Annotated in this window: 23 protein-coding genes; 8 read left to right on the top strand and 15 right to left on the bottom strand. The window is 69.5% G+C overall.

All coding sequences use genetic code 11. The features are described from left to right. Nucleotides 1-35 precede the first annotated feature (35 nt). On the bottom strand, nt 36-374 hold the full coding sequence (locus tag R2K23_RS11960) for an RNA polymerase-binding protein RbpA (protein WP_316516904.1): 339 nt from the start codon (nt 372-374) through the stop codon (nt 36-38). A 144-nt stretch (nt 375-518) separates the two neighbouring features. Between R2K23_RS11960 and R2K23_RS11955 the strand changes: the two genes are divergently transcribed. Continuing rightward, complete coding sequence (locus R2K23_RS11955; RefSeq protein WP_316516902.1) at nt 519-848, top strand: hypothetical protein; 330 nt, start codon at nt 519-521, stop codon at nt 846-848. Nucleotides 849-866: 18 nt separating this feature from the next. On the opposite strand, the gene R2K23_RS11950 is transcribed toward R2K23_RS11955, so the two are convergent. After that, a complete protein-coding gene (locus R2K23_RS11950) occupies nt 867-1,559 on the bottom strand; it encodes a hypothetical protein (RefSeq protein WP_316516901.1) in 693 nt (230 codons plus the stop codon). 78 nt (nt 1,560-1,637) lie between these two features. Between R2K23_RS11950 and R2K23_RS11945 the strand changes: the two genes are divergently transcribed. Together R2K23_RS11945 and R2K23_RS11940 are read left to right on the top strand one after the other, a co-directional pair. Next, complete coding sequence (locus R2K23_RS11945; protein ID WP_316516900.1) at nt 1,638-3,143, top strand: carboxylesterase/lipase family protein; 1,506 nt, start codon at nt 1,638-1,640, stop codon at nt 3,141-3,143. A gap of 132 nt (nt 3,144-3,275) precedes the next feature. Continuing rightward, nucleotides 3,276-5,264: a DUF7064 domain-containing protein gene (locus R2K23_RS11940; protein WP_316516898.1), complete on the top strand. Its 1,989-nt coding sequence runs from the start codon at nt 3,276-3,278 to the stop codon at nt 5,262-5,264. 1 nt (nt 5,265) lies between these two features. Here the strand turns inward: R2K23_RS11940 and R2K23_RS11935 are convergent, their stop codons facing one another. The 4 genes from R2K23_RS11935 to R2K23_RS11920 are packed head-to-tail and all read right to left on the bottom strand — an operon-like array spanning nt 5,266 to nt 8,345. Beyond that, entirely contained in the window at nt 5,266-6,162 is an 897-nt protein-coding gene (locus R2K23_RS11935; protein ID WP_316516897.1) for an SCO6745 family protein, read from the bottom strand. 16 nt (nt 6,163-6,178) lie between these two features. Then, nucleotides 6,179-6,769 carry an RDD family protein gene (locus tag R2K23_RS11930; RefSeq protein ID WP_316516896.1) on the bottom strand — a complete coding sequence of 197 codons (591 nt, stop codon included), beginning with the start codon at nt 6,767-6,769 and terminating at the stop codon, nt 6,179-6,181. A 57-nt stretch (nt 6,770-6,826) separates the two neighbouring features. Then, nucleotides 6,827-7,729 (bottom strand): DoxX family protein, encoded by a 903-nt coding sequence (locus R2K23_RS11925; RefSeq protein WP_316516895.1) that lies wholly within the window; start codon nt 7,727-7,729, stop codon nt 6,827-6,829. A 43-nt stretch (nt 7,730-7,772) separates the two neighbouring features. Further along, nucleotides 7,773-8,345 (bottom strand): TetR/AcrR family transcriptional regulator, encoded by a 573-nt coding sequence (locus R2K23_RS11920; protein WP_316516894.1) that lies wholly within the window; start codon nt 8,343-8,345, stop codon nt 7,773-7,775. An 83-nt stretch (nt 8,346-8,428) separates the two neighbouring features. On the opposite strand from R2K23_RS11920, the gene R2K23_RS11915 reads away from it, so the two are divergent. Beyond that, complete coding sequence (locus R2K23_RS11915) at nt 8,429-9,115, top strand: class I SAM-dependent methyltransferase (RefSeq protein WP_316516893.1); 687 nt, start codon at nt 8,429-8,431, stop codon at nt 9,113-9,115. A gap of 18 nt (nt 9,116-9,133) precedes the next feature. On the opposite strand, the gene R2K23_RS11910 is transcribed toward R2K23_RS11915, so the two are convergent. The 3 genes from R2K23_RS11910 to R2K23_RS11900 are packed head-to-tail and all read right to left on the bottom strand — an operon-like array spanning nt 9,134 to nt 12,166. After that, nucleotides 9,134-10,204, bottom strand: coding sequence for a prenyltransferase (locus R2K23_RS11910; protein ID WP_316516892.1), 1,071 nt, complete (start codon nt 10,202-10,204; stop codon nt 9,134-9,136). Further along, a complete protein-coding gene (locus R2K23_RS11905) occupies nt 10,191-10,922 on the bottom strand; it encodes a class I SAM-dependent methyltransferase (RefSeq protein ID WP_316516891.1) in 732 nt (243 codons plus the stop codon). The genes R2K23_RS11910 and R2K23_RS11905 overlap by 14 nt, the downstream gene beginning before the upstream one ends. Continuing rightward, complete coding sequence (locus tag R2K23_RS11900) at nt 10,916-12,166, bottom strand: glycosyltransferase family 4 protein (RefSeq protein ID WP_316516887.1); 1,251 nt, start codon at nt 12,164-12,166, stop codon at nt 10,916-10,918. Before R2K23_RS11900 ends, R2K23_RS11905 begins: the two co-directional genes overlap by 7 nt. Nucleotides 12,167-12,322: 156 nt before the next feature. Here R2K23_RS11900 and R2K23_RS11895 point away from each other — a divergent pair, with 156 nt between their 5' ends. Together R2K23_RS11895 and R2K23_RS11890 are read left to right on the top strand one after the other, a co-directional pair. Further along, nucleotides 12,323-12,895: an isochorismatase family protein gene (locus R2K23_RS11895; RefSeq protein ID WP_316516886.1), complete on the top strand. Its 573-nt coding sequence runs from the start codon at nt 12,323-12,325 to the stop codon at nt 12,893-12,895. Nucleotides 12,896-12,897: 2 nt separating this feature from the next. After that, nucleotides 12,898-13,665, top strand: coding sequence for a nuclear transport factor 2 family protein (locus R2K23_RS11890; protein WP_316516884.1), 768 nt, complete (start codon nt 12,898-12,900; stop codon nt 13,663-13,665). A gap of 1 nt (nt 13,666) precedes the next feature. On the opposite strand, the gene R2K23_RS11885 is transcribed toward R2K23_RS11890, so the two are convergent. From R2K23_RS11885 to R2K23_RS11870, 4 genes are read right to left on the bottom strand one after another with little or no spacing between them, the layout of a single operon-like run. Further along, entirely contained in the window at nt 13,667-14,533 is an 867-nt protein-coding gene (locus R2K23_RS11885) for an ABC transporter permease (RefSeq protein ID WP_316516882.1), read from the bottom strand. Further along, nucleotides 14,530-15,405 (bottom strand): ABC transporter permease, encoded by an 876-nt coding sequence (locus R2K23_RS11880; protein ID WP_316516881.1) that lies wholly within the window; start codon nt 15,403-15,405, stop codon nt 14,530-14,532. The genes R2K23_RS11885 and R2K23_RS11880 overlap by 4 nt, the downstream gene beginning before the upstream one ends. Before the next feature lie 23 nt (nt 15,406-15,428). Then, the gene (locus tag R2K23_RS11875) at nt 15,429-16,628 is read right to left on the bottom strand and encodes a polyamine ABC transporter substrate-binding protein (RefSeq protein WP_316516879.1); all 1,200 of its coding nucleotides are present in this window, start codon (nt 16,626-16,628) and stop codon (nt 15,429-15,431) included. A 32-nt stretch (nt 16,629-16,660) separates the two neighbouring features. Next, nucleotides 16,661-17,794, bottom strand: coding sequence for an ABC transporter ATP-binding protein (locus R2K23_RS11870; protein WP_316517223.1), 1,134 nt, complete (start codon nt 17,792-17,794; stop codon nt 16,661-16,663). A gap of 258 nt (nt 17,795-18,052) precedes the next feature. On the opposite strand from R2K23_RS11870, the gene R2K23_RS11865 reads away from it, so the two are divergent. After that, the gene (locus tag R2K23_RS11865) at nt 18,053-18,871 is read left to right on the top strand and encodes an acyl-CoA thioesterase domain-containing protein (RefSeq protein WP_316516877.1); all 819 of its coding nucleotides are present in this window, start codon (nt 18,053-18,055) and stop codon (nt 18,869-18,871) included. A 1-nt stretch (nt 18,872) separates the two neighbouring features. Here the strand turns inward: R2K23_RS11865 and R2K23_RS11860 are convergent, their stop codons facing one another. Then, on the bottom strand, nt 18,873-20,330 hold the full coding sequence (locus R2K23_RS11860; RefSeq protein WP_396893577.1) for an MFS transporter: 1,458 nt from the start codon (nt 20,328-20,330) through the stop codon (nt 18,873-18,875). Nucleotides 20,331-20,488: 158 nt separating this feature from the next. Beyond that, nucleotides 20,489-20,917 carry an acyl-CoA thioesterase gene (locus tag R2K23_RS11855; protein ID WP_316516875.1) on the bottom strand — a complete coding sequence of 143 codons (429 nt, stop codon included), beginning with the start codon at nt 20,915-20,917 and terminating at the stop codon, nt 20,489-20,491. Between the two features lie 201 nt (nt 20,918-21,118). On the opposite strand from R2K23_RS11855, the gene R2K23_RS11850 reads away from it, so the two are divergent. Continuing rightward, nucleotides 21,119-21,682: a hypothetical protein gene (locus R2K23_RS11850; protein WP_316516874.1), complete on the top strand. Its 564-nt coding sequence runs from the start codon at nt 21,119-21,121 to the stop codon at nt 21,680-21,682. Nucleotides 21,683-21,697 lie beyond the last annotated feature (15 nt).

Below are 21,697 nucleotides of genomic sequence, written 5' to 3'. Positions count from 1 at the left end.
CGTGGCGGCTCACCGCCGCGGCGACGCGGCGCGGATCAACTGCCGCGGCGACGCGTCTTGATGATGTCGAGGCGCTCCTTGAGCAGTTCCTCGAGCTCCTCGATGGACCGGCGCTCCAGCAGCATGTCCCAGTGCGTGCGCGGCGGCTTCACCTTCTTCGCCTCGGGCGCCTCGCCCTCGAGCAGGGTGCCTTCCAGACCGTTGCGGCACAGCCAGGTACCGGGGATCTCGGCGTCGTCGGCGAACGGAACGTCGAACTCCTCACCGTTTTCCGTGCGGTACCGCGCGATCTGACGCGGCGCCAGGTCGTGGTTGCGGTCGGTCTCGTAGCTCACGGCCCCGAGCCGGCTGCCCCTCAATACACGATCAGCCATCGTCATCACTCCTCATCAGCGCAAAGTTCACCGGTATCAACGCCGCAGACGCCGGTGAAGTTCCCGGAACCCACGTCGACGCGATCAAGTCCAACCGTCAAGGATACCGGGAAACCCTGAGCCGCCCGTCTAGAGTCGGGTGCCGTGGCACGTCGCAACCGTCTGCAACCCTGCCGGTGGTGCGGCCGGGAGGTCGCTGAGGCGCCCATGGGCCGCCGGCGGCAGTACTGCCGCCAATCCTGCCGCCAACGGGCCTACGAACAACGGGCGCAGGTCAAGGGCACGGCGTTGCCCTCCGACGCCGTCGTCCTGTCCGCCGACGAGGCCGCGGCGCTCTCCGATCGGGTGTATCAGGTTCGGTGCGCGGCCGAGGACGTGGCGACGGCCGTCGACGAGGGCGCCGACACCGCCGAACTGCGGGAACTGTGCGCGGCGTTGCTCGACGCGGCCCGGGCCGCCGACGGCTGGCGCTGACCCGCCGCGCGGACCGGGTCAGGTGCAGGCGTACTTCGCCCCGACGAACTCGGGCGGTGCGACTCCCCGCAGACAGCCGAACGGCTGGACTCCGGCGTCGCTGAGCCGGACCGCCGAGCGGTGGGCGTAGTTCACGCAGAAGAGCCCGTCGGGATCCGACCGGCACTGGTAGTCGCCGAACTTCAGGGTGCTGCCGTAGGGGAGTTCGGGACCGGTGCCCACGGTGAACTGGCCCGGGTCGGCGCGCACCGCACCCACCTCCACTGCGGCGCCGTCGAAGTCGACCCACCCGCCGACCCACTCACCGTAGGCCTGAGCCGGTCGCGGTGGCGGATCGCTCAGCGACACCAGGCACGCCAACGCGCCGTCGGACTTCTCGTCGGTCATGCACTGGGTCTTGCCCGACGGGGTGACGAAGGCGACGTACTCCCCGAGATCGGTGGTGACCCCGTCGCGCGTCGCGCGGTGAAACTCCGACGCGTCGCCGGCCGTGCCGGCCTGGACCCACGCCGTCAGCTCGGGCATCGGCGCATCCGGGGTCGGCGCCGCCGTCGGAACCGCGCCGCTGGTGGTCGTCGCAGGTGAGGACGGTGCGCTGGTGGGGGTCCGCGGTGAGATCGGCGTCAGGCTCGACGGCGCCGACGCATCGTCGCCGGCGCCGGAGCAGCCCGCCAGGAGGAGCAATGCAGCGGCCAACACAGGAATCCGCATGCCAGCCACGTTAGCTGTATCGGCACGCCAGGGCGCGCAGGCGCGAGTGCGTGCGGGCGTTTCGACTACCGTCGGGGCATGCACGATCGCATCGTCCGCGTGTCGACCGAAGCCGGTCTGGTCGAAGGCTTCACCCGCGACGGCGTCCATCGCTGGCGCTCGATTCCTTATGCCGAACCGCCGGTCGGGGCGTTGCGGTACCGCGCGCCCCGACCCGCGCGGCCGTGGCGCGGCGTCCGGCACTGCCACTCCTTCGCCAATTGCGCGCCGCAGCAGCGGATGTACACCATGATCGGCCCCGGCCGGTACCAGCCGATGAGCGAGGACTGCCTCACGCTGAACGTCGTCGCCCCGGAAGCGCCGGCCGAACACCCGCTGCCGGTCATGGTGTTCATCCACGGCGGCGCCTACACGCTGGGCAGTTCGGCCACTCCCATCTACGACGGGGCCGCGTTGGCGCGCAAGGGCTGCGTCTACGTCTCGGTGAACTACCGGTTGGGGGCGCTGGGCTGCCTGGACCTGTCGGCACTGTCGACCGACGAACATCCGATCGACTCCAACCTGTTCCTGCGGGACCTGGTGCTGGCCCTGCAGTGGGTGCGCGACAACGTCGCCGCGTTCGGCGGCGACCCGGACAACGTCACGATCTTCGGGGAGAGCGCCGGCGCCCAGGCCGTCATCACCCTGCTTGCCGTGCCGGCGGCCAAAGGACTGTTCTCCCAGGCCATCTCGGAGAGCCCGGCCGCCGGGATGACCGCCTCGCCGGAGATCGCCGAGCGCTACGCCGAACGATTCATCGGCCTGATCGGGGCGCGGCGCAGCGACGCCGGCCACGCCCTGATGCATGCCGCGCCCCGAGATCTGGTCAACGCCATGGAACGGCTGCTGGCCACCACCTCCGAGGACATGCTGGGCGCCTTCCCGGCCGGGCCCACCTACGGCGACGACCTGCTGCCGATCGAACCGATGGAGGCGATACGCACCAAGCGGGCCGCCGGGGTCCCGTTGATCGTGGGGACCAACGCCGACGAAGGCAAGCTGTTCACCCGCTTCCTCAAGCTGCTGCCCACCACCGAGCACGCCGTCGAGGCCGTCCTGGGCGGCGCCGGCTCGGCCACCCGGGACCGGATCATCGACGCGTATCCGGACTATCCGGCCCGCAACGCCTGCGTGCGCATCGGCGGCGACTTCGCGTTCGGCGCCGCGGCGTGGCAGGTCGCCGAGGCGCGCGCCGAGACGGCGCCCACCTACGTCTACCGGTACGACTACGCGCCCCGGCCGCTGCACTGGTCCGGGCTGGGCGCCACCCATGCCACCGAGCTGTTCGCAGTGTTCGACATCTACCGCACCCGGTTCGGCGCGGCGTTGACGTTGGCCGGTGACCGCAGCGCCGCGCGGCGCGTCAGCCGGGATGTGCAGTCCCGCTGGCGGACGTTCGCCCGGACCGGGAACCCGGGCGAGGGCTGGCCGGCATACACGCTGGCCGAGCGAGCGGTGATGGTGTTCGACCGACGGTCCCGGCTGGAATACGATCCGCATCCCGAACGCCGCAGCGCCTGGACCGGTTTCACGCTGGCCAACTGAGCGCCCAAATCAGGCTCGCGGGCGGGAATCTTCACCCACAACCCCGCCGCGCAGTGACCGCCGCCCCGGGCGTCGGCCGCGACGCGAGGTCCGGGTCCTCCGACTACTTGACACCTGTCATAGGTTGAGGGCGTGCAGAACCCTGTCAACGATGCCGTAATCGAGCGTCCCTCCGACCTGACCGCCGCCTGGCTGACCGAGGTACTCGGCGCGGGCACCGTGGAATCCTGGACCACCGAGCGGATCGGTACCGGGCAGATGAGCGAGTGCTACCGGGTGGCGCTGACCTACGCCGACGGCTCGACCGGGCCGGCATCGGTGGTCCTCAAGGTCGCCGCCAGCGAGCCGACGAGCCGGGAGACCGGGCTCAACCTCGGCCTCTACGAACGTGAGGTCCGGTTCTACACCGACATCGCACCCCGGCTGACCGGACCCATCGCGCAGTGCTACCACGCGGCCTTCGACCCGGAGACCGGCATCTTCGACCTGGTGCTCGACGACGCCGCGCCGGCCGAACCCGGCGACGAGATCCGCGGCGCCACAGTGGAACAAGCCTTGCTCGCGGTCGCCGAACTCGGCCGCATTCACGGTTCCCTGCGCGGTGACACCACCCCGGCCGGCGCCGACTGGCTCAACCGCAGCGAGGCCCCGGTGAACCAGGCGCTGCTCGCCGCGCTCTATGCCGCCTTCACCGATCGCTACGCCGCACGGATGAGCGATGAACAGCGCATGATCTGTGACCGGTTGGTGGCCGGCTTCGACGGGTACATGGCCGCGGAGTCCGACAGCCCGCAAGGCCTGGTGCACGGCGACTATCGACTGGACAACATGCTCTTCGGTACCGCGGGCGCCAAGCGGCCGCTCACAGCCGTCGACTGGCAGACCGTCACCTGGGGCCCGGCCTTCACCGACCTCGCGTACTTCCTGGGTTGCGCACTGCCCACCGAGCTGCGGCGCGAGCATTACGACGCGCTGATCCGCGCCTATCTGGACGGGCTGGGACCCGATTCGGCCCTCGGGGAAGCCGATGTGCGCGAAGGGGTCCGCCGGCAGAGCTTCTTCGGGGTGATGATGGCGGTGGTCTCGTCGATGCTGGTGGGCCAGACCGAGCGTGGCGACGAGATGTTCATGACCATGTTCGCCCGACACTGCGACCAGGTGCTCGACACCGACGCGCTGGCGATCCTGCCCGAGCCGTCAACCCCGGAACCCTTGCGGCCCAACGACTCCGACGAGTTCCCGCACGAGCGCACCGACGAGCCGATGTGGAACGAAAGCTGGTATTTCGACTTCGTGGACGCGGCGGCGGACCTCGGCGGCTGGATCCGGCTGGGCCTGTACCCCAACGAGGACCACGCCTGGGTAAACGCGTTGCTGTGCGGACCGAACATGCCGACCGTGGCCCTCAACGACTTCCGCGCCGCGGTCCCGGCCGAACCGTTCGCCGTGCGCACCGCCGACATCACATTGACCCAGGAAGTGCTCGAGCCGATGCGCTCCTACCGGGTCACCGCCTCCGGACGGGGCCAGTCCTACGACGACCCGGCTGCGTTGCTGCGCGGCGAGACGGGGGAGCCCGTCGAGGTGACGATGGATCTGGTGTGGACCACCGTCGGTACGCCGTACCAGTACCGCATCACACCCCGCTACGAGATCCCTTGCACGGTCAGCGGAACCGTCACCGTGGGGGAGAAGTCCTACCCCATTTCGGGCGTCCCCGGCCAGCGCGACCATTCCTGGGGTGTGCGCGACTGGTGGAGCATGGAGTGGGTGTGGAGTGCCCTGCACCTCGACGACGGGACCCACCTGCACGGCGTCGACCTGCGGATCGAGGGTATGCCGCCGATCGGCATCGGTTATGCCCAGCGCGATGGCGAGTTGACCGAGTTGCAGTCCGTCCGCGCCGAGGAGGTGTTCGCGCCCGACGACCTGCCCGTGTCGACCGAGCTGACCCTGCAGCCCACCGACCTGGTGGCCACCGCCGAGGTGGTCGCCCACGCGCCGGTCCGGCTGGAATCCCTCGACGGCCGGGTCAGCCACTTCCCGCGGGCGTGGGCCAAGATCACCACCGCCGACGGCCGCACCGGGGTCGGCTGGCTGGAGTGGAACCGCAACCGCTGAATCAGCCCAGATGTGCGCTGTCGTCGTCGAGTTCGTCGCGCCGTAGACCCATCGGGGTCTGGTCCGGGACGTCCCCGGCCGCGACCACCCGCCGCGTCAGCGGGGTCAGCGCGGCGAACAGGGCCCCGACCTCGTCATCGGCCAGGCCCGCCAGCGCGCCGAGCGCCACGGTGTCGGTCACGGTCTCGATGTCCCGTCGCAGCTGCGCGCCGGCCTCGGTCAGCGCGCCGTCGTCGGTGAGCAGCCCGCGGGCGGCGAGCCGTGCGGTGCATGACTGCCATTCGGTCTCGTCGTAGTCGCGGGCGCGTTTGACGTAGTCGGCGGGGATGGTGCCGCCTGCCGCCTGCAGCACGTTGGACTCTCGCCCGGTCACCCCGGCGGCCACCAGGGCCGCGACGTGGCCGTCGCCGCGGTGCTCCCGCAGCAGCGTCGCGGCGTGCCAGAGCCGACGCACGGGGTCGTCCGGCCACGGCAGCGCGGCGTTCGCCGCGAACAGGGCGCGCCCGTCGAGCGGGGCGGTGGCGGCGGCCTTGGCCGCCAGTGCCGCGGCGACCTCGAGCCGATCGTCGTCGGCAACCCCGCAACGGGTCAGCGCGGCGGCCGCGCCGTCGGACCGGGCGCGCAGGGCCGCGGCCGGGCTGGTGGTGGCCCACGCTCGGGTGAGCGACTTCGCCACGCGCGCGGCCGAGAAGTTGTAGAACAGCGCCGTCACCACCGGCGCCGCGGCGGTCTCCAGCGGGGCGGCCCGCCCCGCGAAATAGCCCTCCCAGAACCCGCGGCAACCCAATTGGTCCATCGCCGAGCGACTTTCCGGCGCGAAGTAGGTGACGGCGTGGATCGGCTCGAAGCGGTCGAAGAAGCGCCGGGCCAGCTCGGGGCGGCGAGCCGCAGTCGTCATCGGGCCGGCCGCGGGCTCAACCCTGGACCACCTGGGTGCCGCCGGCGAACTCGTCGTGCTTGCCCTGCTTGGTGGGGCTGCCGCTGATGGTCACCGCGATCACGATGTAGGCGATCGGCGCCAGGATCCAGCCCAGGCAGGGGACCAGTTGCAGCAGCGTGAACAGGTTGCGCACCGCCGCCTGGCGGGCATCGGGCTTGGGCGCACCACCCACGCCGCGCACGCTCAGACCCAACAGCTTCTTGCCCGGGGTCCAGCCCAGGTTCGACTCGAACAGGACGAAGTAGGCGAACATCAACAGACCCGAAAACAGGCCGGTGACCATCCAGCCGGTGCTCATGCCGGCGATCTCGCCGTCACCGAGTCCGGCGAAGAGCAGGCTCAACAAGCCGGCGGCGACCGTCACGATGATGCCGTCGATGATGCGGGCCAAGAACCGCATGCCCAGGCCGGCGGGCCGGCCCGCCGGTGCGGGATACGCGCCGTACTGCGGCGGCGGGTACCCGCCCGGCTGGCCGTACTGCGGTGGCGGGGGTGGGGGATACCCGCCGGGCGGACCGTACTGCGGTGGCGGCGGGTTGTTCGGATCGAAGTCACCGGTAGACATGCGGTCAATCTACCGCCGCGCCAACAGCACCGTGCCGAAACCCGATCCGGCCGAGGGTCAGCGCAGGCGGCGCTTGCGGGCCCGTTTGCGCGCCTCCGACGCGACGTCCTCACCCTGGTGCCGAGCAGCCTTGGCCAACTCGCCGCTGCGATCCCGGGCGGTCTCGGCAAGCTCACCGCCACGCTCCCGGGCCACCTGCGCGAGTTCGCCGCCACGCTCGCGGGCCACGTGCGCAAGCTCGCCACCCCGTTCCCGGGCCACGTGCGCAAGCTCGCCGCCACGCTCCCGGGCCACGTGGGCGACCTCGCCGGCGAGTTCGGCGCCGCGTTCCCGCGCGGTGTCCAGCAGGGGGGCCGAACGCTCGGCGGCCGCCCCGGCGAGTTCGCGGCCCCGCTCGGCGCCGACGTGCAGCCCCTCGCTGAGGCGATGACCGATCCGTTCGGTGAACTCGCTGTCGAGCAACCCGTGCGAACCCGCGGAGCCGGGCAGCGCCGAGCTGACGGTGTCGGAGAGCTTGGCGGCGGCGCGGCGACCACGCCAACCCAGCGACGGTTTCCCGGCGGTGTCGGCGGAGGCGATCATCAGTCCGCCCAGCAGGCTCACGTCGGTGAGGAACTCGCGCCGCTTCTGAGCCTTGAGCTGCGGGTCGTTCTCCTGCCAGAACATATGCGCCCCAAGGTTTCCCGGGATCACGGTCGTGGCCAGCACGGCCGATGCGAGCCGGGGCACCTTGCCGGTGGCCAGCAGCACGCCGCCACCGATCTGCGCCGCGGCGGTGATCCGGGCCAGGGTCTCGGCGTTCTGCGGGACGTTCGAGGAGACCGGTTCGGGAAGCTTCTGCAGCCCGTCGAGCGTGGGTTGGGCCGCTTCGGCGGCCGGTTTGGGACTGCGGAGCGCCTCCACCCCCTGCCCGATGAACGCGGCGGCCAACAGTGGACGAGCGATTCTGCGTAGCAACATGCCGGGGGTGTTCCCCGCGGCGGTTCGGCACAAACCTGGCCGGTCAGGACAACAACAGCCGCGCCGACCGCTCCAACACATCGGCAATCTGCGGATAGGAGGCGTGGCCGATCCCGGCCCGCACCAACGCCCCGGCGTAGAGCAACTCCAGCGAGTCGACCAACTCGGGTTCGGCGTCCGGACCCAGTGCGGCGCTCAGCCGCCGCCTGATCTCGGCACCGATCCGCGACCTCAGGTGCTCGACGTCGGGGTCCTTACCCAGCAGCGCGTTGGTGACCGCGCCGGCCAATTCGGGTTCGTTGGCGAGCAACAGGGCGATGTGACGCAGGACGGCGACCACCCGATCCGTCGTGTCGGGGGCATCGTTGGCGGGCGCCGGCGTGGTGGCCAATCGACGCCAGAACACCTCGGCCACCAGATGTTCCTTGGAGGAGAAGTAGGTGTAGGCCGTCGCGGCGCCCACCCCGGCCTCGGCCGCAACCATCCGAATGGTCAGACCGGCGAAACCCTCGCGGCTCAGCACCTCGACCGCGGACCGTCCCAGCCGGTCTACGGTATCGGCTTGCTTGGCCGTAAGACGACGTCGCGTCGCCTCCCGAGTTACCGGTTCGGACACATGTCCGGACGCTACTACACCAGTGTGGGGCGGGCAAGAATGCTCGCTGGCCACAAGCCTTCCCGACGCGATAGGTTGCCTACATGACTGAGACCGCCACCACCGCCGGCGCGCAAACCTCCGCGGAGACCCGACGCCTGTTCGAACTGGCCGACCGCGTGATCGGGTTCATGCCCGCCGACGAGGGCCGGGCCCTGTATGAGGCGGCCCGCACGCACCTCGGTGGCGGGGCCGCGGTCGAAATCGGCACCTACTGCGGCAAATCCACCGTGTTGCTCGGGGCGGCCGCTGCCGAAACCGGCAGCGTGCTCTACACCATCGACCACCATCACGGCTCGGAGGAACATCAGGTCGGTTGGGAGTACCACGACTCCTCCATGGTGGACCCGAAGACCGGCTTGTTCGACACCCTGCCGACCTTCCGGCACACTCTCGACGAGGCCGCGCTGGCCGACAATGTCGTTGCGGTGGTGGGGAAGTCGACCGTGGTGGCGCGGCATTGGAACACCGGGCTGCAGTTGCTGTTCATCGACGGCGGGCACACCGAGGAAGCCGCGCATCGGGACTTCGACGGGTGGGCGAAGTGGGTGCAGCGCGACGGGGTACTGGTTATCCACGACGTGTTCCCCAACCCCGCCGACGGCGGCCAGGCGCCGTACCAGATCTACCGTCGGGCGCTGGAAAGCGGTCAGTTCGAAGAGGTTTCGGCGACCGGAACGCTGCGGGTGCTGCGCCGCTCGGCCGGGGAGACAGGGGCGGAGATCGGCTGACGCCCGCGCCGGCCCGCCTCAACGTTCGACGCTGACACACTCGCAATCGAAGTCGCCCTCGAGGCCGCGGGGCAGCTCCGCGTCCCGGAAGATCGCCGCGCCGGACGTGGCGCCCGAGAGCGCGTCGGCGGCCAATACCATTGCCGCACCGGTCCAGGTGGTGCGTTCCACCGGCCACCGCTTGCCGTCGGCGTACACCAGACCGGTCCAGTAGGAGCCGTCCCGCTCGCGCAGATGCTGCATGTTCGCAAACTGCTCCAGTGCGCGGTCCCGGTCGCCCATGACGTCCAACGCCAGCACCAGCTCACAGGTCTCGGCGCCGGTGACCCACGGCCGGTCGCTGACGCAGCGAATACCGAGGCCCTCGACCACGAACTCGTCCCACCGCCGCTCGATGCGGTCCTCGGCCTGCCGACCCCGCATCGCGCCGCCGAGGATCGGGTAGTACCAGTCCATCGAGTGGCGCGGTTTCTCCGTGAAGGCCTCCGGGTGTTCGGCGATGGCGTGCCCCAACCGCCCCAGCGCCAATTCCCAGGCCGGCTGGGCCTGACCAAGATGGTTGGCGAGCGCCACCGCGCACCGGATGCTGTGGTAGATGCTGGCCGAACCCGTCAGCAGTGCCTCCGGCAACCGGCCGGAAGCCGATTGCGCCCAACAGATTTCACCCCCGGCCAGCTGCAGGCCCAAGACGAAGTCGATGGCCTTCGACACGGTGGGCCACATCAGTTCGGCGAACGCGTCGTCGCCGGTGACGAGCACGTGGTGCCACACGCCGGTCGCGATGTAGGCGCAGAAGTTGCTGTCGCTGTTGGCGTCCTCGATCACCCCGGCGCGGAACTGGATCGGCCAGGAACCGTCGGGGCGTTGCTCGCGGCGCGACCACTCGAAGGCCTTGCGCGCCGGCTCCAGCAGGCCCACGGTGGTCAACGCCATCGCGCACTCGACGTGGTCCCACGGGTCGGTATGCCCGCTCGGCGACCAGGGGATGGCGCCCGAGGATTCCTGGGTGGCCGCGATCGAGGTCCCGGTGTCCAGGGCCTGGGCGGCGGTCAGTACGCCCGGTATCTCGGGCAGCTCAGACCAGGGCACCGTCCACCACCGGTTTCTCGAAGTACAGCGCCACGCTCTTGCCGATCAGCGGGTTCAGCGTGGCTTCGGCGACCCTGGTCAGCAGCGGGCGCTGCATCATGTCCCATACCAGCAGGCGGTGGTAGGTGGTCACCGCGGGATGTTCGGTCTCCTCCACGCCCACAGCGCATTTGAGCCACCAGAACGGGGAATGCAGGCTGTGCGCGTGATGGGTGTGGGTGAATTTCAGCCCCCGGGCGGCGATCTTCGCGCGCAGTTCGCTGGCCTTGTAGATGCGGATGTGCCCGCCCTCGTTGGCGTGGTACTCGTCGGACAGCGCCCAGCAGATCCGCTCCGGCAGCCAACGCGGCACCGTCACGGCGAGTTTGCCGCCCTTCTTCAGCACCCGGGTGAGTTCGGCGATGGCGGCGTCGTCCTCGGGGACGTGTTCGAGGATCTCCGAGGCGATCACGCAATCGAAGGTGCCGTCCTCGTAGGGCAGTTCCAGCGCGTTGCCCACGACCGCCTCGGCCCGTGCGGTCGCCGGCGCCTCACCGGCCTCGGCCATCGCCTCGAACATCGTGGCGACCTCGGCCATGTCCTTAGCGCTCTGATCGAACGCGATCACGTCCGCGCCCCGGCGGTAGGCCTCGAAGCTGTGCCGCCCGGCACCGGCGCCGACGTCGATCACCTTGGTGCCGGGTCCGATGCCGAGCCGGTCGAAGTCGACCGTCAGCATGCGCGGCGCCGCTCGATGGCCCGCTCGTAGACCCCCACGGTCTGCGCGGCAACCGACTCCCAGCTGTAGACGTCGAGCGCGCGCTGCCGGCCCGCAATGCCGATCTGGTACCGCCGCTCCGGCGAGTCCAGCAGATTGCCCAGCGTCGCGGTGAGCTCCTCGACGTCGCCTGGGGTGACCAGCTCCGCGCAGGCACCCTGAGTGCCGAGCACCTCCGGCAACGCGCCGGCGCGACTGGCCACAATCGGCGTCCCGCTGGCCATCGCCTCCACCGCGGGCAACGAGAACCCTTCGTAAAGCGAAGGGATGCAAGCGATTTCCGCCGAAGCCAACAGGCCCGCGAGCTCCTCGTCGGAGACCCCGCTGGAGATGTGCACGATGTCGGAGATGCCGAGTTCGGCGATCAGCTTCTGGGTGGGTCCGTTGCTCTCCAACCGCGCCACCAGCTGCAGTTCGACGTCGCGTTCCGTGCGCAGCTTGGCCACCGCCTGCAGCAGGTTCGACACACCCTTGAGCGGGACGTCGGCACTGGCGATGGCGATGATGCGGCCCGGCACCCGGGGTTGCAGGGTGGGCGCGAACACGGTGGTGTCGACGCCCAGCGGCACCACGTGCAGCTGGTCGGGCCGCACGCCGAAGTCCTCCGCGATATCCGCGGCGGACGTGCTGGACACCGTCAGCAGATCCGGGATCTGTTTTGCCACCCGCTTCTGCATCTCGGCGAAGCCGTACCAGCGGTGCACCAGCGGTTTCCGCCACCACCGCGCAGCGGCCAGGTCCAGGACCCGGTCCCGGGTGATCGGGTGATGCACGGTGGCCACCACCGGCAGCCCGGATGCGGCGATCTTCAGCAGCCCGGTCCCCAGGCTCTGGTTGTCGTGCACGATGTCGAAGCGGTTGTCGGGGTCCCGCTGCCGCTCCGCCAGCAACCGGGCGGCCCGCAGGCCGAAGGTGCGGGGCTCGGGGAACCCGGCCGTCCACATGGTCGCCAGCTCCAACAGATCGATGCTGGTGCGCAGCTCGCTGGGGCGGGGCACCCGGAACGGGTCCGGCTCGCGGTACAGATCCAGGCTGGGAACCTTGCGCAGGACGACGCGGGGATCGAGGCCGTCGGGATACGGCTGTCCGGAGAACACCTCGACGTGGTGACCGAGCTCGACCAGACCCCGGCTGAGGTGGCGGACGTAGACCCCCTGGCCGCCGCAGTGGGTCTTACTGCGATACGACAGCAACGCGATTCGCATGCTCAGGACACCCCACTGTTCAATCTGGACATGTGTCCAGACCTTAATTCGCCTAGCTAGCGAGTGCAACGCGCGCCCGCCTGACCAGGGTAGGGGCCTCGCCGGGCGGTCCTCGAAGCGGGGCCGGTTGCCGGCTGCACCCGTTACGGTGGAGCGATGCGCGCGTTGATCATCGTCGACGTCCAGAACGATTTCTGTGAGGGCGGGTCGCTGGCCGTCGCCGGAGGTGCCGCGGTGGCCCGGGCGCTCACCGCCCGGCTGGCCACCGAGCAGCCCTACGACCACGTGGTGGCCACGTTGGATTTCCACGTGGACCCCGGCGACCATTTCTCCGACACCCCCGATTACCGGCTGTCCTGGCCGCCGCACTGCGTCGCGCACACCCCGGGCGCCGAGTTCCACCCGGACCTGGACACCAGCATGGTCGAGGCCGTCTTCCGCAAAGGCGCCTACTCGGCGGCCTACAGCGGCTTCGAGGGCGCCGACGAGGACGGGACGGCGCTGGTCGACTGGTTGCGGCGGCGCGAGGTCGACCAGGTCGATGTCGTCGGCATCGCGACGGACTACTGCGTGCGGGCGACGGCCGAGGACGCCGCCGCAGCGGGCTTCAACACCCGGGTCCTGCTGGACCTCACCGCCGGGGTGGCCGCCGAATCGACGGCGGCCGCGGTGTCGGCGCTGCGCACCAAGAACATCGACGTCGTTTCGGACTCGGCGGATCTGCGCTGACGATGACCATCGACGAGGCCCGGCTGCTGGCGACTGTCGAGCGCTCGCCGGAGGCCGCCGGCCGCCGTGATCGGCGGGGCTGGGTCGGGTTGTTCACCGACGACGGCCGGGTCGAAGACCCCGTGGGCTCGCGTCCCCACGTCGGCGCCGAGCAACTCGGCCGGTTCTTCGATACGTTCATCGCCGGGCGGGACATCGAGTTCCACCGCGACCTCGACATCGTCTGCGAGCGCACCGTGATCCGGGACCTCACGTTGGGCATCGCGATGGGCTCCGGGGTGACGATGGCGGTTCCCGCGGTGCTGCGCTACCGCCTGCGTGAAGACGGCGACGAGCTCAAAATTGCGTCGCTGCAGGCTTATTGGGAGCTGGCCCCCATGCTGCGGCAGTTCGCCGGCAACGGCGTCGCCGCGCTGCCGGCCGGGCTCGCACTGAACCGGGCGATGCTGGCGAATCTCGGCCTCGGCGGGACGCTCGGCTTTCTGCGGGGCCTGCGGCGGCCCGGTCCACGGCAGCGGGAGGCGCTGGTGGACGCGCTGACCGCGCTGGCGGTCGGCGACGAGTTGGCGGTCCGGCGCAGCCTGGGCGCCGCCGAACTGGCGGTGGGTCTCGACGACCTGCGGACCCGCTTCTACGGCGCCAGTTGGTCGAAGGTGCTCGCCGCCGGCCGGTCGGTGACCGCGACGGTGCACACCAGCGATCGCCGGGTGGTGGTCATCGCCGACTTCGCGGCGAGCGCCGCCATCGAGCGGTTCGAGGTCTTCGGCTGAGTCAGATGTCGCGTTTGCGGCGGTACAGCGTGCCCAGGGCCAGCAACACCAGGCTGACCACCAGGATCACCGTGGCCAGCACGTCGATCTGCGGTGGCACCGCGGATTTGGTCGCGGCGTGGACATACAGCGGGTAGGTGACCGTCGAACCGCTGACGAAGAACGTGATGATGAAGTCGTCGAGTGACAGCGCGAAGGACAGCATGGCCGCGGCGACGATGCCCGGAACTATCAGCGGCAGCGTCACTTTCATGAAGGTGCGCAGCGGCCCGGCACCCAGATCCAGCGACGCGTCCTCCAGCGTCCAGTCGAATCCGCGGACTCGGGCCCGCACGGTCAGCGCGATGAAGCTGATCTGAAAGGCGACGTGGGCGATGACGATCGTGGTGAACCCGCTGGCCCAGCCCAGGTCCAGGAACAGGGTCAGCAGCGAGGCGCCCAGCACCACTTCCGGCGCGGTCAGCGGCAGCACCAGGAACGCCTCCACCCCCTTGCTGCCCCGGAACCGCTGCCGCACCAGGGCGACCGCCAGCAGGGTGCCGAGCACCAGCGCGATCGCGGTGGACACGCCGGCCACCGCCAGGCTCATCTGCAGCGCCTTGGTCAACCCCGGATACTTGAACGGGTCCGCCCAGTTCTCCAGCGTGAAGCCCTGCCAGGTGTAGTTGAACTTGCCCACCGGCTTGTTGAACGAGAACAGCACGATCACGAAGATCGGCAGGAAGATGTAGAGCATCACCAGCGCGGCGATGGCCCGCAGGACGAAATCGCCCACCTTGCCGCTGCTGAGGATGCGTCGCGACCGGACCCGCGCCGTCGATTCCGCCGGTCCAGTGTCGGGCCCGGTCCCGGCGATCATGATGCTCATACCAGATCCTCCGTGCCCAAAGCCTTTGTGTACGAGAGCACTCCGGCCAGAATGAGCGCCATCAGCATGAAACTCAGGGCGGCCGCCGCCGGGTAGTCCTTGACCACCAGGAACTGTTTCTGGATGACGTTGCCGATCATGGTGGTCTGGGTGCTGCCCAGGTAGTCGGCGTTGATGAAGTCGCCCACCGCCGGGATGAACACCAGCATGCTGCCGGCGATCACGCCCGGCATCGACAACGGCAGGATCACCTTGCGGAAGGCCCGGAAGCTGGACGAATACAGGTCGCGCGAGGCCTCCAGCATCCGGGGGTCGATCTTCTCCAGACTCACGTACAGCGGCAGGATCATGAAGATCACCCAGTTGTAGATCAGCCCGCCGATCACCGCCCAACTGGTCGACAGCAGGCGCCCCTCGGCCGGCAGCATCCCGATGGCGCCGAGCGCGCTCACCACAAAGCCGTCGTCGGCCAGAATGGTTTTCCAGGCCAATGTCCGGATCAGGAATGTCACGAAGAACGGCAGGATCACCAGGCCCAGCAGCAGGCTCTTGTACCGACCCGACTTGAATGCGATGACGTAGGCCAGCGGATACGAAATCAGCAGGCACACAACGGTTGCGGTCAGCGCATAGCCCAGCGACCGGAGGATCTGATCCTGATAGGTGGTGAACGCCTCGGCGTAGTTGCCGAAGTCCCAGGCGAAGCTGAGCGTGGGCAGGTACACCGAGCCGCCCGAGGTGGACAGCGACGTCCGGAACAGTGACCAGAACGGGATCACGAAGAAGATCGCCAGGTAGGCGAGCGCGGGCAAGATCATCAGGTAGGGCGCGACCTTGCTGCGCTGCCTGCCGCTGGTGGCGACGCCGGCCATCTAGGGACCCACCGTCATGCGCGTCAGCCGCCGGTGACCGAGGCGTAGGCGGCGTTGAACTCTTGGGTCTGCTCGTCGCTGAGCGCCGGCCAGGAATGCAGTTTGGCCAGCACGTCCGGTTGCGGATTGACCAGGGGGTTGGCCGCCACCGCGGGGTCGAGCTTGGCCAGTTCGTCGGTCATGTCGGACAAGACGGGGACAAACTGCGTGGCCACAACCAGTTTCGCGTAGTTGGGCCGGTCGTAGACGTAGTCGATCCAGGCCTCGGCGCCCTTCTGGTTCTGCGTGGTGTAGGGGATCACCTGGTTGTCGATGAACCAGGTGCCGCCCGCTTCGGGGACCACGAACTCCAGATCTGGATTGTCGGCCTGCAGTTGCACCACGTCGCCCGAATACGCCTGGGCGATCACGACGTTGCCGGTGGCGAGGTCGTCGCCGTAGTCGTTGCCGGTGAACCGACGGATCTGCCCGCTGTCCTTGTGTTCCCGGATGAGGTCGACAGCCTTCTGGATGGACTCGATATTCGGATCCGCCAGCGAGCTACCCTGCGACAGCAGCACCAGTCCCAGCCCGTCCTGCATGTCCGAGAGCAGGCTGACCCGGCCCCGGAAGGCGGGATCCCACAGGTCGTCCAGCGTGGTGATCGGCCGTCCGGTGGCGGCCTTGTTGTAGGCGATGCCCACCATTCCGGACATGTAGGGCGCCGTGAACTTACGTCCCGGATCGATGGACGCGTCCGCCAGATCGGTGCGCAGATTCTTCTTGTTCGGCACCCGTTCGTCACTGATCTCGTTGAGCCAGTTCAGCCCCATCAGCCGGGCCGCCATGAACTCGCTGGGGATCACCAGGTCGGCGCCGATGTCCTGTTGACGCGACAGCGGCTCCTTGAACTTCGCGAACCATTCCTCGTTGTCGTTGAAGTCTTCCCGGTAGTCGACGGTCAGCCCGCTCGCGGTCTGGAACGCCGCGATGAACCCGTCGGCCATGTAGTAGGGCCAGTTGGAGATGCGCAGCGTGCCGGTCGCCGGTGAGCCGTCGTCCGGGGGTGCGCTGGCCGGGCTGCCGGACCCGCCGTCGGAGCCGCACGCGGCCAGGAACGACGGCCCGAGCACCATCGCCGCCGCGGCCGCCGCGCTGCCGCCGAGGAACCGGCGCCGCGAGGCGCGGTTGGTGGCGAACTGGGTCAGCCGGCGCGGGTCGATGTCATTGGGGGTGGGGGACATGGCCGCGTACGCCTTTCGTCGGGGGTTGGGGGTCAGGAATCACCGAGCATCTCCTCGAGATCCTCGGTGGTCGGTATGTCGGCGGCCGGTAGCACCAGTGATGCCTCGGGAGACCACGCCACGTACACCTGGTCGCCGGGACGCAGCATGGGCAGCTGCTGTTCGGCACCCACATGCGCGACGATGGGCGAGCCGTCGGCCCCGGCCAGCGACAGCCGCAGCACCGGCCCCTGGAAGGTCAGGTCGGTGACGGTCGCCGGCACCGAAACCAGTTCCCCGGTGGGCGGTTCCATGGACACCCGCACGCGTTCCGGGCGGACCATCAGGGTGGCGTGGCCACCGCTTTCGATGGTGGTGTCGCCGGGCGTGGCGGCCAGTCTGGTGCCGAGCACCTCGATCTCGACGAAGTCGCGGTTGACCCGCCCGGTCTGGCGGCCGTGCCACAGGTTGGCCTGCCCGATGAACCCGGCGACGAACACGGTCGCGGGCCGGTCGTAGATCTCGGTGGGGCTGCCGATCTGCTCCACCCGACCGGCGTTCATCACGGCGATCCGGTCGCTCATGGTGAGCGCTTCCTCCTGATCGTGCGTCACGTAGACGAAGGTGATGCCGAGTTCGCGCTGAATGCGCTTGAGCTCGAACTGCATGACGTGGCGCAGTTTGAGGTCGAGTGCGCCCAGCGGTTCGTCGAGCAGCAGGGCGCTGGGGTAGTTGACCAACGCCCGGGCCAGCGCGACGCGCTGCTGCTGACCGCCGGAGAGCTGCCCGGGTCGGCGGCGCGCGAAGTCGGTCAGCCGGACCACCTCGAGCAGCTCGTCGACCCGCCGTTGGACCTCACCTTTGCCTTTGCGCTTGTCCAGCTTCTGGCTGCGCGGCCCGTAGGCGACGTTGTCCCACACCGTCATGTGCGGGAACAGCGCGTAGTGCTGAAAGACGGTGTTCACGTTGCGTTTGTGCGGCGGCATGCGGGAGACATCGCGACCCTCGAGCCGGATCGCGCCCGTGGTCGGCGTCTCGAATCCGGCGATCATCCGCAGCGTGGTGGTCTTGCCGCAGCCCGACGGCCCGAGCATGGAGAAGAATTCGCCGGCCCCGATGGCGAAGTCGGCGTCGTCGACGGCCACGTAGTCGTCGAAGCGCTTGACCACGTGATCGATCTCGATCACCGGACCGCCGGCGGTGCTGGTGCCGGAGTCGGTCTGCGGTGCGGTGGGCTCGGTGCCGGTCTTCGTCAGGGCAACGCCTCCTCGTCTTCCAGCTGTCTCGAGCACGCCCGGGGCCGGTGGCGTCGACGTGTCGCTTAACCTTCACCCATCAGCAGGGTCCTCGCAACCGATTCCGTCCCTATTTCTCATCTTTTCGATGGAATCTGTTGCCTACCGGGGCAGCCGCCGACGAGTTCGGGGCTGTGCGAGGATGCCCGGGTGACCGTTCGCCCCGCCCACTTCGCCGATTCGCCGGACGGTTTCCTACCGTCGCCCTACGCCGCCAGCCGCTGGGGTGAGGGCATGCTCAACGGGCCCGCCGTCGTGGGACTCGCCGCGCACTGCCTGGAGCGGGACTACGGCTCGGCCGAGTTCCAGCCCACCCGGCTGACGGTGGACCTGTTCAAGGCCGCTCGCAACGTGGCGACCACCGTCCGCACCCGGTTGGTGCGTGACGGCCACCGGATCCGCAACGCCGAGTGCGACATCGTGCAGGGCGAGGTCGTCGTCGCGCAGGCCGGTCTGGTGTTCTACCGCCGTTCCGCACCGCCCCCGGGCGAACAGTGGCAGCCCGACACCGAGTTCGCCTTTCCCGAAAACCTGGCCCCGGGCGACGACCACGCGTTGCCGCACACCGGCAGCGACGGGACGGGATGGACGCAGCGCATCGGCGACCATCAGAATGCCTCGCGCACCCGGTTCGTCGACAAGAGCATCGATGTGGTGCAGGGGCAACGGAATTCGCCGTTCGTTCGGGCCGCCGTGGTCGCCGAGGCCACCAGCCTGGTGACCCACCTCGGCACCCACGGAATCGGCTATATCAACGGCGATCTCACGGTCGGCCTGACGCGCCTTCCGGTGGACGAGTGGATCGGCGTGCGGGCCGAGTCGCATTGGGCGGCCGACGGGGTGTCGGTGGGGACCTCGACCTTGTTCGACAAGATGGGTCCGATCGGTTCGGGCATGGTGACCGCGCTGGCCAACCCGGCGGCTGCGCTCGACTTCAGCGCGGCCGCGCAGCCGAACCCGCCGGTCTAGCTCAGCCCCATTCGTGCTGCATCGCACGAGAATCCACCGTCGCTGCCTCCGATTCGGTGGGCCGGGGACGGGTCCGTGAGAAGGCGATGAGGACGGTCGCCAGGGCCGCGGTGCCGGCACCGGCGACGAAGATGACGACGAACGCCTCCTCGGTGGGCAGTCCGGTGTCGGCGGCCACGCGCGCCAGCAGCACGGCGACGACGGCGGCCGCGATCGAGCTGCCCACGGTGCGGGCGATCGCGTTGATGCCGGTGGCGATCCCGGTCTCGCCCGGTCCCGCCTCGCCGACCACCAGCGCCGGCAACGCGCCGTAGGCCAGGCTGATGTAGGCGTTGGTCAACGCCCCGGCGACGATCACCTGCCAGGGCGCCGAATGCGCCACCGCCAGCACGACGAATCCGACGACCCCGGTGACCGCGCCGGTCACCAGCACCGGCCGGGGTCCATAGCGGTCGATCATCCAGCCGCTGCTGGTCGCGGTGACGAAGCCGGTCAGCGCGCCGGGCAGCAGGAAGACCACGCTGGACTGCAGGACCGTCGCCGAAAAGCCGTAGCCGGTGACCTCGCGGGGCATCTGCACGAACAGGGTCAGGCCCAGGAAGCCGAAGTACAGCCCCATGCCCACGAAGACCGTGGCGACGTTGGTCAGCAGCATCGTCGGGCGGGTCAGCATGGCCGTGGACACCAGCGGATGCGGACGCCGTCGCTCCCAGAACCACCACGCCACGAGCACCACCAGGCCCCCGCCCAGGCAACCCGACGTCGCCGGGGTCCACCAGCCCCAGGTGTTGCCCTGGGTGATGGCCAGCAGCACGGCCGTCAGGCCGACGGCCAACCCCACGGCCCCGCCCCAGTCGATGGTGCCCTGGCCGGTCCCGCGCCGCGAGGGGACGACGGCGAGCACCAGGACGATCACCATCACGGTGAAGCCGGTCGTCAGCCAGAAGACGCGGTGATAACCGGCGGACCCGTTCATCAGCACACCGGTGACCACCAGGCCCACGCCGCCGCCGAAACCGAGCATGCCGGAGAGCACCGCCAACGCGCGGACCACCTGCCGCGACTGCAGTTCGGCCCGCAGGATCGCCACGCAGATCGGGTACAGCGCGAAGGAGGCGCCCTGCAGCACCCGGGCCACGATCAGCAGCGGCAGCGAGCTGGTCACCGCGGCGAGGACCGATCCGGCCAGCACCACCAGCAGCACACCCAGCAGCACGTACTTCTTGTTGTAGAGGTCGGCGAGGCGCCCGATCAGCGGGGTGCTGGCCGCCGCGGCGAGCAGGTTCGCCGTCACCGCCCAGCTCACCGCCAACGACGAGACGCCGAGCTGCTCGGCCATCACGCCGAGCACCGGGACCACCGCGGTCTGCAGCAGCGCCACGGTCAACGCCACCACGCTCAGTGAGAGGACCAGGACGCCGGGGCGGGGGCGTTCTCGGGTCCTGGACACGACGTCGATTATCGCGGGCACCACGGGGGCGCCGACGGCGGGTACCCGTCGGTACCAAATATGCACGGCGGGCGGCCACCCCGCACATCGGCTATGTCACCGACCGGCAATACCGGACCTTCTTCCCCGACGCCGTGGCCGCGATCGGCGACTGGCCGGACCGGAACTCAGCCGGTGCCAGGTAGTTTGGCGCGCAGCCAGGCCGGCCACGGCTGCTTCTCGTAGGTCGTGGCGTCGACGCAGACGTGGACCATGCGGCATTCGGCCAGCACCGTCTCGTCGCGCGCGATCGTGAAGTCGCTGCGCAGCGACGTGTGTCCCGGCGCGTGGATGGTGGTGTGCACCTGGAGGCGGTCGTCGAAGTGGGCGGGGGCGCGAAACTGCAGATCCGCGGCGGCCACCACCAGGTCGACGCCGGCGGCCACGATCTCGCGGTACCCGCCGAAAAGTTCGTCGATCGCCTCGGTGTGCGCCATGTCCACCCAGGTCAGGTAGTGCGCGTTGTAGACGCGGCCCTGCATGTCGCACTCCACGTAGCGCACCCGCAGGGGCATCGAGAACGGGCCGGCCGTCGGGGTCGACGAGGACTCGGGCATCGATCACCTTTCGCTTTCTCGGCGCCGCCCCGACGCATCCCGGCGTCGTCAGGTCCGGCGTGGCGCCGAAGTTCGTAACCATACTCAGGAAGGAGCACGCCTCGCCCGCGGCGGGGGCTAGGGCGTCGGGACGGTTGCCAGCAGGCGATTCGGCGCGTGCTGTGTGGGCGCCGAGGACGAACGTGAGACTGTTACAGGACTATGGACACGCACGATTACGTCACCTACGAGCAGTGGGGACGTGAATTCTTCGAGGTCGCCGTGACGGAGGAGCGCGTCGCGGCCGCCTTCGGGGCCATTGCCGGGGATCAGTTCGAGATGGGGCCCTTGGCGCAGGGGCCGGGTCGCATCGCGCGGGTCAGCGCCAAGGTGCAGATCCGGGAACCCCAGGCCACCCGGGTGCTCGGCGACACCATCACCTTCGACATCCGGATTCCGTTGGAGATCGACCTGGTCGTCGATCTGCGGCTGGACAAGCCCCGGTTCAAGGTCGACGGGGAGGTGGCGTTGCGCGCCACCGCCCGCGCCGCCAAACCGCTGCTGCTGATCATCGACGTGGCCAAACCGCGCCCCTCCAACATCAGCGTGCACGTGTCCTCGGAGTCGATCCGCGGCGAGATCGTCCGGATCATCGGCGGCGTGGACGGCGAGATCCGGCGCTTCATCGCGCAGCACGTGGCCGACCAGATCGATGCACCCGCATCGCAGCAGGCGCAGATCATCGACGTCGCGGCGCGACTCGACGACGCGTGGACGGGCGTCTAGCGGGTCACGCCGCCG

The organism is Mycolicibacterium sp. MU0050 (genome assembly GCF_963378085.1).
In the GTDB taxonomy this organism is placed as follows: domain Bacteria; phylum Actinomycetota; class Actinomycetes; order Mycobacteriales; family Mycobacteriaceae; genus Mycobacterium; species Mycobacterium wendilense.
This window is presented reverse-complemented; position numbering and strand designations above follow the sequence as displayed.